The sequence below is a fragment of the Cyclobacterium sp. genome (assembly GCF_014762705.1).
Taxonomy (GTDB): Bacteria; Bacteroidota; Bacteroidia; order Cytophagales; family Cyclobacteriaceae; genus Cyclobacterium.
In genome coordinates, this window is sequence record NZ_JABURL010000050.1 from 26,112 (window position 1) to 40,225 (window position 14,114).

Here is a 14,114-nt window from a genome sequence, read left to right on the forward strand (position 1 = left end):
CACTGGTTTGTACTACTCCTGGATTATATTATCTTGCTGAGGCACCGCTTATGGTTTGCCCAAAGAACACTGCATTCAGAAATAGTTTATTGGTTCCAAACCAAAAAGCCCTGAAATTCGGATTGTCTACAAAGCCTATTGTTCTTCCGCTTCCCATGGCGGAAACCTGAATGACGCCGTTGTTCTTTATCATTTCCAAATTTTCCGGATGAACGTACCCACTGGCCAAAGGCTCGGCTGTGTAGATCAGGGGATTGGCATAAGGATTTTTTGCCGGTTTGAGAAACTGATTTCCCGATTTGAACACGTGGATTTCTTCGGAAGAATACCCATAAGCTACTGGATGAGTGATGTCCAACTTCGCTTTAAAAATGGCACCTCCGGTAACTTTGGCTCCCCGCTCGTTATCCATATCGGCATATTGTTTTTGAGAAAAAGCAGTAGAATCTTCCCGGGACTGAAAATTAAATGAGGCAAGTTCCTCCTTTGCCAACCAGTTCATAGCTGACCCGCGGGCAATAAGTGTACCGCCATTCCTGATCCAGGAATCTAATTTGTCGATTCCATTTTTGCCGATGGAACCATAGCTTCCGGATGGCATAACAAGGACATTGTACCGGTTCAGGTCAGCAGAGGACATCCTTCCTGTAGGTATCAGGGTTATGGGGATATTCATGCGTTGGTCAAACAGGTGCCAGATTTCTCCTGCATCGCTACTGCTTACTCCCTCATCAACCAAAACGGCGATTGATGGCTTTTCAAGCACGTCTATACTTGGTGATCCCAGGTTTATGCCAGAAGTGTATCCGGTTGTCAATGCATGAATCGTGATTCCCGTGCCCCTCGCTAACTCGCTTAGGTCATCAAAAAATGCCGTGTCGCTTTTTTCAGAATTTCCTTTTTCTACCAGTATAGTGCCTCTGGAAAATATTTTCCCCAGCTGGTTTTGGAAAGGTTTGTGTGCCAGTCTCAACTGATAACCTTTATCCATTAGCTGATACAATGCCTTTGGCGCATAATATTCCTGCCATTCGAATGCATAGCTATATGCCCCTGCAGCTCCAAGTACCCTTCCTTCCTTAAAAGTCAGGCCCCCACTCACATCTTCCACTTTCGCCAGGTTAAGGATTTTGCTGCTGAGTGCCATAAAATCTACATTGAAAGCCATTGGCATGTTCCAGGTGGAAACATCATAAAAAAGGCTATCCGTAAAAGTAGAACGCGTTTCAAACATCGTTTTTATCAGCTTGTACTGCGGTTGGTCCAAGGGAACAATAAAGGACTTCCCAGATTCAAACGGTACTCCATTGAGGGTAACATCTTCTTCCAGACTGTATAACTGAATGTCATGCTGAAGAAGAATATCAGCAAAATGATAGGTCCGGCCATAGTCTTCCTGGGCACCAAAAATATAGGCCTTGTCATCATCCTCGGTGTACGCTTGCTTCGATTCCTGATAAAAATCCACCATGTATTGGTTCAGCTCTTGTCTCATGTCCCGTGCAGCCTCGAATGAGGAAAGGGCTGTAGTGAACTGATTTCTTATGGTGAAAGGAAATGAAATTTCACCGAAGGCATTTTCCTGCAAGTGTCCCCTGGAGGAGGCTTGCTCAAATAAAATCCCAACTGCACCCTGAATATCCGGATAGGTAGAACCTTTACCATAGTAGTAATCATCAAAACTTTCTTTTGTATAGTACAAAGATCCAATTTCATCCAAATACCTGGCATGGTATTGAGCAATTTTCTCAGTCAGTTCGAAATTTTTTTCAGGGGTTAAAGGGTTGTTCCTGCTGGGTATCCCGGGCTGAAAGAAGAAAGTATTGTTTGTTCCCATCTCATGAAAATCCAGCACGATGTTGGGCAGCCATTCCTGAAGCTGTCCTATTCTGCCACGGGACTCAGGATGTTGTACGGGCAGCCAATCCCGGTTTAAGTCAAACCAATAATGGTTGGTCCGTCCTCTTGGCCATGGCTCATTGAGTTCTCTGTTATTGGGGTCTCCGCTGGGGAAGTAGCTTTTGTGGCTGTTTACCCAGGAGGCAAAGCGGTTGATGCCATCAGGGTTAATTGCAGGATCAATCAAAAGCACCATATTTTCCAGATCCTCTTTCAGCTCTATGGCTGCGGTAAAGTGGTAGGCAGAGAGAAGAGACGCATTGACTCCAGAGGGTTCATTACCATGGACAGAGTGGCCCATGTACATGACCACAGGCATGTTTGCCGGAGCGGCATTCGAATTTCTCAAAGCTGCCCTTTGCGTTTTAATGCTTTCCAGGTTTTCAATGTTTTCAGGAGAGGATACGGCCAACATTATCAGAGGCCGCTTTTCATAGGTGCTGCCATAGTTGATCAAGGTTGCACGAGGTGAACTTGCTGCAATTGCGGTAAAATATTGAACTACCTGAGAATGGTTGGCATGCCATTCCCCCACCTCAAAACCCAATACAGCAGAAGGCTCGGGAATATTTGCCTCATAGGTGAAATCTTCGGGCAGGTAGTAATCCAGACTTGCCTCCTGGGCCCTTGCCACAAAAATTATCAGCAAAAAAAAGCTGCTTAGCAATTTGATTTTCATACATATAGGATTTAGTGACGCAATGTCATTGCACTTTTACAATTAGCCATGAAGTCAACGCGATTAAAATAATCATTAAAATAAAGGGGAATGATTATTTTAATCGTCAAAGATTTCATGTCCTGCCCCGACTAATCGGGGTGAGCATTAGGAATCAATTATAAACACATGAAAGTATTAAGTTAAATTAGAAAAGGAACAACCATTTATCAAAACTAGTGAAATATTTGTTGAAGTGCCTGATTCAGGTCTCCGTAGTTGAATTTGAATCCTGTGCCTTCTATTTTTTCAGAGCTAACCCGGTTTCCGCCCAGCACCATTTGCGCCATTTCTCCCAAAAGTAGCTTTAATGCAAATCCTGGAACACCAATTTTAACGAAAGGTTTGCCTTTGAAGCTTGCTGCCCGCTCAGTTAGCACGCTGTTGGTCACCGGCACAGGTCCTACAGCATTGTAAATACCCGAAAGCCCATGATTTTCTAAGGCAAAAATAAACATTCTGGCCAAATCCTGTAAATGTATCCAACTCATGTACTGCCTTCCCGAGCCAAGAGGAGCGGCTACCGGGGGTTTAAGCATTTCTTTTAATGCTCCTCCATCTTTTGCAAGAACAATTCCTGTTCTGAAAATGACCGTTCGAATCTTTATTTCTTGAATTTTTTCAATTTCCGACTCCCATTCTTTCACCACTTTTGCAAGAAAATCCTTGCCGGGGGGCTCCCCCTCATAGATCAGTTTGTCGCCGGTATCGAATCCATAGTATCCTACGGCACTGGAACTAACAAATGCCTTGGGTTTATCCTTGACTTTTTCAAGTTCCTCAAAAAGAAGCTTGCTGCTTTTAACCCGGCTCTCCAGGATGTCCTTTTTCCGGGATTCGGTCCAGCGCTTATCCGCAACACCTTCTCCGGCAAGGTGAATGATGCCTTCCGCCCAGTATAGCGAGTCCTGGTCTATTTTATACTGTACAGGATCCCAAAAATAAGCTTTTTGTGCGTATTTTTCCGGATTTCTGCTCAGCCATGCGACTTCCTTGCCTTGCTCCTCAAGCAATTGGGTGATGGCTTTCCCAATTAATCCCGAACCACCTGTTATCAGTATCTTTTGCATAATCGACCTTCAAAATATTACAGTTATATAATCTGAATGATTATCCTATCAAAAAGCATTCCATCTAAACTTTTGTTTTGGTTTCAAATTTTTTTTTGATGTTCCTTATTTTGGGTAGCCTTTTTCCTGTTAAGATCAAATGTGTCGATTTGCCCGGCTTTATTCATTCTCTGCCTGAAAAAATTAATTTGTTTGCTTACATTTGTCGCATCTGGTGATGGGGTTCCACCAAATTTCCTGATTTCCCCTTTCTTTTGGATAGGTTTTTCAGGTTTAAACCGCTGAATTTCTTCAGCTGATGACTCCTGCTTCAACTTCTAACCTGTACTTCAGGTTTGTTTTATGCGTAGCGTTTAAAAACCACTTTCATGTTGAAGAGGACCAGGATTTTATTGCCCCTTAGAAAATTTATATTTCAGGAGTTTGCACCCAACATTGCCTACACTTTTCGATGGCTGCTACTATCTATCGTAATTGGCTTACTGGCAGGTTCCGCTTCGGCAGTCTTTTTGATCAGCCTCAATTGGGCCACTCAATTTCGGGAAGCAAATATTTATGTCATTTTATTCCTTCCTTTGGGCGGATTTGTCATTGGCTGGGTATACCACAGGTATGGCAATTCCGTAGTAAAGGGCAACAATCAATTACTGGAAGAGTTTTATAATCCTTTAAAAATCATACCATTAAGAATGGTTCCATTGGTGCTGTTCGGTACGGTCATGACCCATTTTTTTGGCGGATCAGCAGGGCGGGAGGGTACGGCCGTGCAGATGGGTGGAGCGATATCCGATCAATTTACAAAATGGTTTAAGCTTCCCAATACCGATAGAAAAACGGTTATCACCATAGGAGTGGCAGCAGGTTTTGCATCTGTATTTGGCACACCGCTGGCAGGAGCGGTATTTGCCCTGGAATGGCTGGTGATAGGCAGACTGCGGTACGAATCGATTTTGCCGGCGTTTCTTGCGGCCTTTATTGCGGATTATGCCTGTGCGGACCTTTGGGGGGTGGCTCATACCCATTATACCATTCCAATAGTGCCTGAATTAGACCTAATCCTGTTATTATGGATCATTCCAGCTGGAATTTGTTTTGGACTTGCAGGGAGGCTGTTTGCCTTTTCTACTCATTTTTGGGCTGGGTTTTTTTCCAGGAAAATCAAATATCCGCCGTTCAGACCAGTGGTGGGTGGTGTAATGATTGCCGCTTCTGTTTTTATAATGGGAGATACCAAATATATTGGTCTGGGTATTCCGACTATTGTGGATGCGTTTTCGGTAGATTTGCCTTGGTATGATTTTTTGATCAAAACGGCAAAGACCTCTCTTACCCTGGGGGCAGGATTTAAGGGAGGTGAGGTAACACCCTTATTTTATGTGGGAGCTACACTGGGGAATGCAATGGCTGAATGGACCCCTTTACCGGTGGCTTTATTGGCTGGGATGGGCTTTGTCGGGGTTTTTTCTGGCGCTACAAATACGCCGATGGCCTGTACCTTTATGGGGATAGAGCTTTTTGGCTCAGCACCTGGAATGTACATAGGTCTCGCATGCGTATTGGCCTACCTTTTTAGCGGCCATTCCGGCATTTATGGGTCACAGGTAATTGGTTCGCCCAAGCATGTTAACCTGTTGAAAAAGAAGGGAAGGCGTATTGGTAAATGATCCTATTTTTGTTTTTTTGAAATTATATAAGGCTTGGCTGCTTTTCAGACAGCGATTAACAAATTTTAATTAAAAAAATCTATTTATCCCACAACAAATCCATAAGATATGTCGTCTTAAGTTTGAGTTAAATTTTATTTATGTAAAAATGAAAAACATCACAGCAATGCGCAAAGCTATTGGCGTATTTCAGTCTTACGGCATTCCGCTTACAGGCAAAAAGAAAGCCGCAAATTTTTATAATGATTTGAGAATGGACAAAATTTTTGTGGCCGGGCTGATCTTCGAGCTGGAGTATGAGCTTAAAAGAGAGCTTGAAGAGGAAAAGGTAGCACATATTCAAACACCTTCTGAATTGATTACCACATTGCTTAAGGCTTCCTGATTTCACCTCATTTTTTTATGTATAGTAATTGAACAGTGATTTATTAGCTTAATTTTTAGAAGCTAGTGGAGTTGGTAAATCATACTCGCCCGGATGAGGCTTTGGGAATACCAATCATTTTTCTGGCATTTCTTCATTTCAAGCCTACTGAGGGTGTTCAAGTGAATCTCAAGAACCGCCTATTGGTTAATTAACAAACAGTTTCATTTTTCATGTGCGGGTTTCCAAAAGCCAATAATATACCGGCTGGACATCATTCCTTAAACATCCGTTGTAAATTTATATCACACAAAGGTGCAGATATCAGGGGTCGCGCTGTTCTATTTTCTCAATAGAAATTGGTCTTATGGAATAAGCCTCAGTGAAGTTGTCTTTGGAATTTTGATCCGGTAGATGCATTAGTGCGGCCCCTCCTTCAAAGGAGTTAAACCCGGTTTCAATGGCATTGGTTGAAAGCTATAATTTCAAAATCAAAATTCCGTTCGAGGACAAAAATTGCAAAAGGAAGGAAATATTATTTGATTCCTAAAAGTATTTTCTTTTATTTATAAGGTTACTTATTCAAATTATCCTTAAAATAAACCCAAAAAATGAAAGAAAGAAGGGAGTTTATCAAGAAATCCATTTTTGGTGCCGGTGGTCTGACCATTGGAGCCATGAGTTTCAGTGCCAAATCTTATGCATCTATTATGGGAGCGAATGAAAGGCTTAGGATTGCGGTATGTGGTGTCAATGGCAGGGGAAAAACCCATATCAGGGAATTTTCAGAACACCAGGATTCTGAGATTGCGTACCTTGTAGATCCAGACAGTCGCGTTCTTGGCGAGAGGGTTCAGGGACTTCGGGATGGAAAGACCAATAGCAATAAGGTAAAGGGAGAAAAAGATGTGCGGAGGGTTCTGGAAGACAAAAACATAGATGCCATCAGTGTGGCCACTCCCAATAACTGGCATTCATTGATGGTGGTATGGGCAGCCCAGGCAGGGAAGCATTGCTATGTGGAAAAACCCGCCAGCCATGACGTTCATGAGGGGCGAATTGCCCTCGCTGCAGCCCAGAAATATGGTATTGTGGTACAGCATGGTACCCAAAGGAGGAGCAGTGATGACTGGGCCAAACAAATTGGTGAAATCAAATCTGGAAAATATGGAAAGATGAAGGTTTCTCATGGTTTTGCCTGTAAACCGAGGGAAGGAATTGGATACAGTCCAGTTACCAATCCTCCAAATCACCTGGATTGGAATTTGTGGAAAGGGCCTTCTGTCATTGATGGTTATCATGAAAACCTGGTTCATTATAATTGGCATTGGTTTTGGCAGGTAGGTAATGGTGAACTGAATAATCAGGGTACACACCAACTTGACGTGGCCTATTGGGCACTTGATGACGAAGTGGCCAATACCCATCCCAAAAGAGTCATGGCACTGGGAGGAAGGTTCCGCTGGGATGATCAGGGTGAAACCCCGAATACCATGTTTGCCCTTGCGGAGTTTGCCAATGGGCAATATGTCTTTTTCAATGTCAGAAATGTGAATCACGAAGGTTACGAAAGGGAGGTGACCAATCGCTTTTATTTTGAAGACGGTGGGAGATTGATGGAGGGAGGAGAATACCAATCCCATAACGGTAGTCAGCCCAGAGATGTAGCATCAAAACCTGTGGCCATCACACCCGGAGGTGCATTTGGGAGCTTTATTGCTGCTTGTAAAGCCAATGATCCCATGATGGCCAATGGCAACATGTATGATGCCCATTACAGTTGTACCATGGGACACCTGATGAATATTTCTTACAGATTAGGAGAGAAAGTGCCATTTAACGCAAAGGCCGGCAGGTTTGGAGACAATCAGCTGGCTTTTGAGGAATTTATGAAAATCCACGAGACTGCCAGAGACGGAATGGGTGTACCTGTGGATCAGGCAGATTATATTGTTGGTCCCTGGCTGGAGTTTGACGGAGAGGCAGAACACTTTGTCGGAGACAGGTCCATTGAAGCCAACCGGTTGCTGTATGATCCCAGAAGAGCGGAATTTGACCTGCCTTCGCCTGGCTCAGTCTGATGGGTCGATTATGGCTGTATAATACCGAAAACACAACTACTGGAGGGCCGCGTCTGATTGGATCAGCTTAACTTATCCAAATCCTCAAGATAATAACAGTTGTCATGTTTGCTCATGCCTATTTTGGGGTAATAACCAGTGGCTTTTGGAGCAGATAAAAGAATAAGCTTGGCCTGGGGATAAGCAGCTTTGGTTTTTTGGATCAAAGTTTTGCCTATCCCCTGCTTTTGAAACTCCCGATGGACAGCCAAATCAGACAGGTAGGTACAAAAAGTGGTATCCGTAAGCGATCGGGCTATACCGATTAGTTTTCCATCCTTTCTGGCGGTAATGATGAGGTTGGCATTACGGAGCATGTCCTCCAGTCTTGCTGAATTCTCCACAGGCCTTCTTTCTCCCAGGCTGGAGGCGATCAGGATTTCCCGAAATTCAGCCATGGATAGGTGACTTTCTTTTTGGTAGGTAATGTTTGATTTCATGAACAACGGATGGAAATGTTTCCTATGGAAGATAGTTAAAATTTTACAATTATAGATAAAACCAATATCTTGCAGTAACCTCTTCAAAAAAAACCAAAAAACCTTTATTTCCCATGTCAAGTAGAAGAAATTTTTTGCAAAAATTGACGCTCTCCGCAGTGTCTATTCCCTTTATTCCCGGATTTGAAACCAAATCAATGAATGTGATGAACCAAAAACCCGATCAAAGCACCCTATTACGTGTTGCCATCATGGGCTTGGGCAGCTATGGTACCAGAGTGGCTGAGGCCATGGTGGATAGTAAAAAAGCAAAATTGGTAGGACTAATTAGTGGCACCCCCTCCAAAATTACTGCCTGGCAGGCCAAATACAATATCCCTGAAAAAAACTGCTACAATTACGAAAATTTTGATGCCATCAAGGATAATCCGGACATTGATGCCGTATATATTATTACTCCAAATGCTTTGCACCATCCCCAGACATTGAGGGTAGCAGCAGCAGGAAAGCATGTGATCTGTGAAAAACCTATGGCCCTGAATGCCCGGGAAGGAAGAGAGATGGTGGAAGCTTGTAAAAATGCAGGTGTGAAGCTTTTGGTTGGTTACCGCATGCATTTTGAGGGTAATACCCTTGAAGTTATCCGGATGCGGGAGGCTGGCGCCTTTGGAGAAGTTAAATTTTTTCAGGGTTTGAGTGGGTTTAAAATCGGAGACCCTACCCAATGGAGATTGAACAAGGAGTTGGCGGGAGGCGGTGCCATGATGGACATAGGTATCTATTCCGTTAATGGTGCCAGGTATATGGTAGGGGAAGAGCCGGAATGGGTTACAGCCCAGGAAACCAAAACCGACCCCGTGAAATTTAAAGAAGGAGTCGATGAGACCATCATGTTTCAATTTGGTTTTCCCAGTGGAGTAGTTGCCTCCTGTTTGTCTACTTACAGTATGAGTAACCTGGACAGGTTTTTTCTGAATGGCACTGAGGGATATGCAGAAATGCAGCCTTCGACCGGTTATGGACCTATCAAGGGAAAAACGCATAAGGGGCCTTTAGATAAACCCCACATTACCCATCAGACGGTACAAATGGATCGAATGGCAGAAATTATCCTGGAGGGCGATACAGCTCAGGTTCCTGTAGATGGAGAAGAGGGCCTTAAGGATTTGATCATAATCGACACCATTTATAAAGCGGTGAAAACAGGGAAAAAAGAAAGGATCAAATTGGGTTAGGGGAAGTGGTGCCCGCGCTTAATTATTTATTCAAAAATCCGCTAAACTTTCTGCTTTTGTGAAAATTTGCTGATGGTTTTCAGCAAAGCGGCGAAGCTCGGTTGTTTTTCAAAAAAAGACGCTGATTCTGGTATTGTCCATTGGATTTAATCATCAAACATTTTTTATGAGACTGCTTGGTATTCAGTGGGCATCCTTTTTGGTGTCTCAGTTCATCTCAATTGGCAGTATTTCCGGTCCTGGGCATTATCTTTCATTTTGTGTGGCGGGGACGGGGCATTGTCAGAGAATTGGATTAATTTTGTGATTAGCCAAAATATTTTCGCCGTGTACAAGCATTTCATCAAGCCTTTACTGTTTACCAAAAACCCTGAATCAGCGCATTATTTCACCTTTTCCTGGATCAAAAAATTATTTAACTTACCTATCCTGCGTTCGGTGATCAAATCCGCATTTGCCTTTGAGCACAAGGACCTGGAGCGGGAGGTGTTTGGGTTAACTTTCAAAAATCCTATAGGCCTGGCAGCGGGATTTGACAAGGATGCCAAACTGATCGATGAAATGTCCATGTTGGGATTTGGTTTTATTGAGATTGGTACGCTGACCCCCAAGCCTCAGGAGGGAAATCCGAAGCCGAGGCTTTTTCGCTTGCCCAAGGATCAGGCATTGATCAATAGGATGGGTTTTAATAATGAGGGGGTATTGGCAGCAGTAGAAAGATTAAAGAAAAGGAAGTCGGGCGTATTGGTGGGCGGTAATATTGGCAAGAATAAAACTACACCAAATGAGCTGGCCCTGGACGATTATTTGTACAGCCTGCACGCCTTGCATCCTCATGTGGATTATTTCGTTATCAATGTGAGTTCTCCCAATACGCCGAATTTAAGGGCCCTTCAGGAGAAAGAGCCACTCAAACGGCTTTTGCAGGCGGTAAAATCAGCCACTGACCATTACCCTCAAAAACGTCCGGTTTTGCTTAAAATCGCCCCGGATCTTACCAATACGCAATTGGATGATATCATAGCTATCGTCAGGGAGACGAATATAGATGGAGTAATAGCCACCAATACCACTGTGGTAAGAGATGGATTGAAGACTTCTTCAAATCTTGTTCAGGAGATAGGGGCAGGAGGCCTGAGTGGAAAAATGCTTAAAGACAGAAGCACCGAAGTCATTCGCTATTTGACCAGTCAATCCGGCAATGCCTTTCCAGTGATAGGCGTGGGAGGAATATTTTCTGTAGAGGATGTCATGGAAAAGTTAGCGGCGGGGGCCAGTTTGGTTCAGATATATACTGGTATGATTTATGAGGGCCCCGCAATGGTTAAGCGATTGAAGATGGGTATGGTAGATTGGTCCGATAAATCGTAAATCTTTTTTATTTCTAAAGCAAGCGTTAAATTACACCCCGATAGTGGAGGAAAGGAATTATCATGGCTGCAAATACGTACAAGAAGAATACTTTTAAAAAGAAAGCTGCACCGGCAAAAGGAAAAGAGAAAACCAAAAGCACAATCAACTGGGCTGTTTTTAAGGACAAGCGATGGGGATTGTCATTTGGTATTTTCTTTATGATGTTTTCCGTATTTATGCTATTGGCCTTTTTAAGCTACCTTTTTGCAGGGCAGGCAGATCAAAGCCTGGTAAGTGATTCGGGAGTTCCACTAAGAACCAAGGCTGGCGAAACCCAAAACCTTTTGGGCTATACAGGTGCAGTGATGTCCCACTACATGATTTATCGTTGGTTTGGACTGGCCGCATTATTATTTCCACCTTTTTTGTTTTTATGGGGACTCAGGCTTTCTTTTAAAAATACTTCTGTTTCATTAACCAGATATGCGGCTTTTTCCTTGTTTTTCCTTGTTTGGTTGGGTTTACTACTGGGCTATTTGGTTCATTTGTTGGATGGTTTTCAGTACCTTGCTTTTTTAAGTGGGGGATTTGGGTATGAACTGGCATTGATCACTGATGAATTTTTGGGTTGGGGTACCTTTATTTTGATTTTTGGATCCTTATTGATCTTTGTGGTTATCTTTTTTAATGTAGATCAGATCCGATGGTTTACATCTGAAGAAAAGGACGCTGCTTCTGAAGAATATGGTAATGAAACTGAAATAGACCCCAGTCCCCTATCGGAAAATGAGGATTCGGAAGATGATTCGGCCATTCAGGATGATGTGGATGATGAAACAGAATTGGGCAGTTGGAAGCTTTCCGATAAAGAAAGTTTGGTGTCTGGAAAAGACAACAGGCAGGAGCCTGCATTTAAGGTGGAGGACCGGACGGAGGAACAATACGATGAGCCTGAGGAAAAAGCCGATGGTTTTTTTGTCCAGGAGCAGAAAGTGGAAGAAAAAACAGCGGATACGGTGGAAAATCTTGATCCTTATGATCCTACACTGGATTTGCCCAGCTACAGGTATCCCACGTTAGACCTTCTGAATGAATACGACCAGCAAAAGGTGACAGTTACCCGGCAGGAACTGGAAGAAAACAAAAATAAAATTGTAGAAACGCTGGTTAATTTTAAGATCGGTATTCAGGAAATAAAAGCTACTATCGGGCCAACGGTAACCTTGTATGAGATCATTCCAGACCCGGGAGTGAAAATCAGCAAAATCAAAAATCTTGAGGATGACATTGCGCTTAGCCTGGCAGCATTGGGCATCCGGATCATTGCCCCGATACCGGGAAAGGGAACGATAGGGATAGAAGTTCCCAATAAAAACAGGGAATTGGTCGCTGCACGATCCGTCCTGGGAACGGAAAAGTTTATGAAAAGTGACAAGGACCTGCCTGTAGCCCTTGGCAAAACCATATCTAATGAAGTTTTTGTTGTGGATTTATCCAAGATGCCGCATTTACTGATGGCAGGAGCCACAGGTCAGGGTAAATCTGTGGGGCTGAACATGATTCTGGCTTCTCTGATCTATAAGAAACATCCATCTCAGCTCAAATTAATTCTGGTGGATCCGAAAAAAGTGGAACTAACGCTTTTTAATAAAATTGAAAGACATTTTCTGGCCAAACTTCCAAATTCTGAGGAGGCCATCATCACGGATACCAAGAAAGTTATTTATACACTGAACTCCCTTTGTATAGAAATGGATAACCGGTATGACTTGCTTAAAGATGCGGGGTGCCGGAACCTGAAAGAGTACAATGCAAAATTTGTGGCCAGAAAGTTAAACCCTGAGAAAGGGCATCAATTTATGCCCTACATCGTATTGGTGATAGATGAGCTGGCTGACCTGATGATGACGGCAGGGAAAGAAATCGAAGGTCCCATTGCCAGGCTGGCCCAATTGGCCAGAGCTATCGGCATTCATTTGGTGTTGGCCACCCAGCGGCCATCTGTCAATGTAATAACAGGAATCATCAAAGCCAATTTTCCGGCAAGACTCTCTTTCAGGGTGACAAGTAAAATTGACAGCCGAACGATTTTAGATGCGGGAGGGGCAGAGCAGCTGATAGGAATGGGTGACATGTTGCTGTCAATGGGCTCGGATGTGATCAGATTACAATGTGCTTTCCTCGATACACCGGAAGTGGATTCCATTTGTGAATGGATCGGAGATCAGCGCGGTTACCCTGATGCCTACCTGCTTCCTGAATTTGTGGGAGAGGACGATGGAGGAATTGGAGATGTAGACCTATCTGATAGAGACCCTTTATTTGATGATGCAGCAAGATTGATTGTGATGCATCAGCAAGGTAGTACATCACTGATACAGAGGAAACTAAAATTGGGATACAACCGCGCCGGCAGGATTATTGACCAGCTTGAAGCAGCTGGTATAGTCGGGGCTTTTGAAGGAAGTAAGGCCAGAGAAGTTTTGGTTCAGGATGAAAATAGTTTGGAACAATTATTGAACAATCTTTAAAAATATTGATCTAAATAAAATGAAAGGCAAAAAAACGATCATCGCAAGTCTTATTTTCCTTTGCTTTTTTCAGGTATCCTTTGGGCAAAACGACCCAAAAGCCGTGGAAATACTTGATAAAGTAAGTGACAATTACCAAAAATTAAACGGCTTCTCTGCTATTTTTGAATACACCTACTCCACAGAGGATGAAGGACTGATACAAACCAATACGGGTGAAGTCACTGTTAAGGGCGAGAAATACCGGCTTACCTTGAATGATCAGGAAATATTTAATAATGGGAATACCGTTTGGACGCTGATCAAATCAAGTAAGTACAAAGAAGTTACCATCAATGATGTAGAGGAAGACACTGAAGAACTTACCCCGTCAAACATCTACAGTATTTACAAAAAAGGCTATGAGGCAAAGCTTGAAGGCAGCAGTGTAATGAACGGGGTGCCGGTTCATGAAATCATGCTTACCGCTGAAAAGCCCAATGCCCAATTCGAAAAGATCAAGTTGTACGTTGATAAATCAAGATTTGATTTACTGGCTTGGGAAATTCAGGATGATGTTGGAGGTACTTTTAAATATACTTTTAAAGACCTGGATAGCAATATCAACATCATGGATGATTATTTTGTATTTAATACCAGTGAAAATCAGGATGTTGAAATCATTGACCTCCGTTAAACAGGTGGATACCATGTTATTTTGAAGTTGTTTTATTTACTTTT

10 protein-coding genes and 1 riboswitch are annotated in these 14,114 nt (G+C 43.1%); of the genes, 7 read left to right on the forward strand and 3 right to left on the reverse strand.

Features of this window, described 5'->3' with window-relative positions; translation table 11 throughout:
- Positions 1 to 28: 28 nt before the first annotated feature.
- Both HUJ21_RS09375 and HUJ21_RS09380 read right to left on the reverse strand, forming a co-directional pair.
- On the reverse strand, positions 29 to 2,578 hold the full coding sequence (locus HUJ21_RS09375; RefSeq protein WP_291369087.1) for a M14 family metallopeptidase: 2,550 nt from the start codon (positions 2,576 to 2,578) through the stop codon (positions 29 to 31).
- A gap of 215 nt (positions 2,579 to 2,793) precedes the next feature.
- A complete protein-coding gene (locus HUJ21_RS09380; RefSeq protein ID WP_291369089.1) occupies positions 2,794 to 3,687 on the reverse strand; it encodes a TIGR01777 family oxidoreductase in 894 nt (297 codons plus the stop codon).
- Positions 3,688 to 3,891: 204 nt separating this feature from the next.
- A riboswitch (Fluoride riboswitch) is annotated at positions 3,892 to 4,002 on the forward strand.
- Positions 4,003 to 4,055: 53 nt separating this feature from the next.
- On the opposite strand from HUJ21_RS09380, the gene HUJ21_RS09385 reads away from it, so the two are divergent.
- From HUJ21_RS09385 to HUJ21_RS09395, 3 genes are all read left to right on the forward strand, one after another.
- Positions 4,056 to 5,351, forward strand: coding sequence for a voltage-gated chloride channel family protein (locus tag HUJ21_RS09385; protein WP_291369091.1), 1,296 nt, complete (start codon positions 4,056 to 4,058; stop codon positions 5,349 to 5,351).
- Positions 5,352 to 5,499: 148 nt separating this feature from the next.
- On the forward strand, positions 5,500 to 5,736 hold the full coding sequence (locus tag HUJ21_RS09390) for an acyl carrier protein (protein WP_166150192.1): 237 nt from the start codon (positions 5,500 to 5,502) through the stop codon (positions 5,734 to 5,736).
- Positions 5,737 to 6,326: 590 nt separating this feature from the next.
- Complete coding sequence (locus HUJ21_RS09395; RefSeq protein WP_291369094.1) at positions 6,327 to 7,796, forward strand: Gfo/Idh/MocA family oxidoreductase; 1,470 nt, start codon at positions 6,327 to 6,329, stop codon at positions 7,794 to 7,796.
- Between the two features lie 62 nt (positions 7,797 to 7,858).
- On the opposite strand, the gene HUJ21_RS09400 is transcribed toward HUJ21_RS09395, so the two are convergent.
- Positions 7,859 to 8,275, reverse strand: coding sequence for a GNAT family N-acetyltransferase (locus HUJ21_RS09400; RefSeq protein WP_291369096.1), 417 nt, complete (start codon positions 8,273 to 8,275; stop codon positions 7,859 to 7,861).
- Between the two features lie 113 nt (positions 8,276 to 8,388).
- On the opposite strand from HUJ21_RS09400, the gene HUJ21_RS09405 reads away from it, so the two are divergent.
- The 4 genes from HUJ21_RS09405 to HUJ21_RS09420 all read left to right on the forward strand — a co-directional run bounded on the left by HUJ21_RS09405 (position 8,389) and on the right by HUJ21_RS09420 (position 14,070).
- Complete coding sequence (locus HUJ21_RS09405) at positions 8,389 to 9,510, forward strand: Gfo/Idh/MocA family oxidoreductase (RefSeq protein ID WP_291369098.1); 1,122 nt, start codon at positions 8,389 to 8,391, stop codon at positions 9,508 to 9,510.
- Between the two features lie 327 nt (positions 9,511 to 9,837).
- Complete coding sequence (locus HUJ21_RS09410) at positions 9,838 to 10,881, forward strand: quinone-dependent dihydroorotate dehydrogenase (RefSeq protein WP_291369100.1); 1,044 nt, start codon at positions 9,838 to 9,840, stop codon at positions 10,879 to 10,881.
- Positions 10,882 to 10,943: 62 nt separating this feature from the next.
- Positions 10,944 to 13,394, forward strand: coding sequence for a DNA translocase FtsK (locus tag HUJ21_RS09415; RefSeq protein ID WP_291369102.1), 2,451 nt, complete (start codon positions 10,944 to 10,946; stop codon positions 13,392 to 13,394).
- 19 nt (positions 13,395 to 13,413) lie between these two features.
- Complete coding sequence (locus HUJ21_RS09420) at positions 13,414 to 14,070, forward strand: outer membrane lipoprotein carrier protein LolA (protein ID WP_166150181.1); 657 nt, start codon at positions 13,414 to 13,416, stop codon at positions 14,068 to 14,070.
- Positions 14,071 to 14,114: the final 44 nt, after the last annotated feature.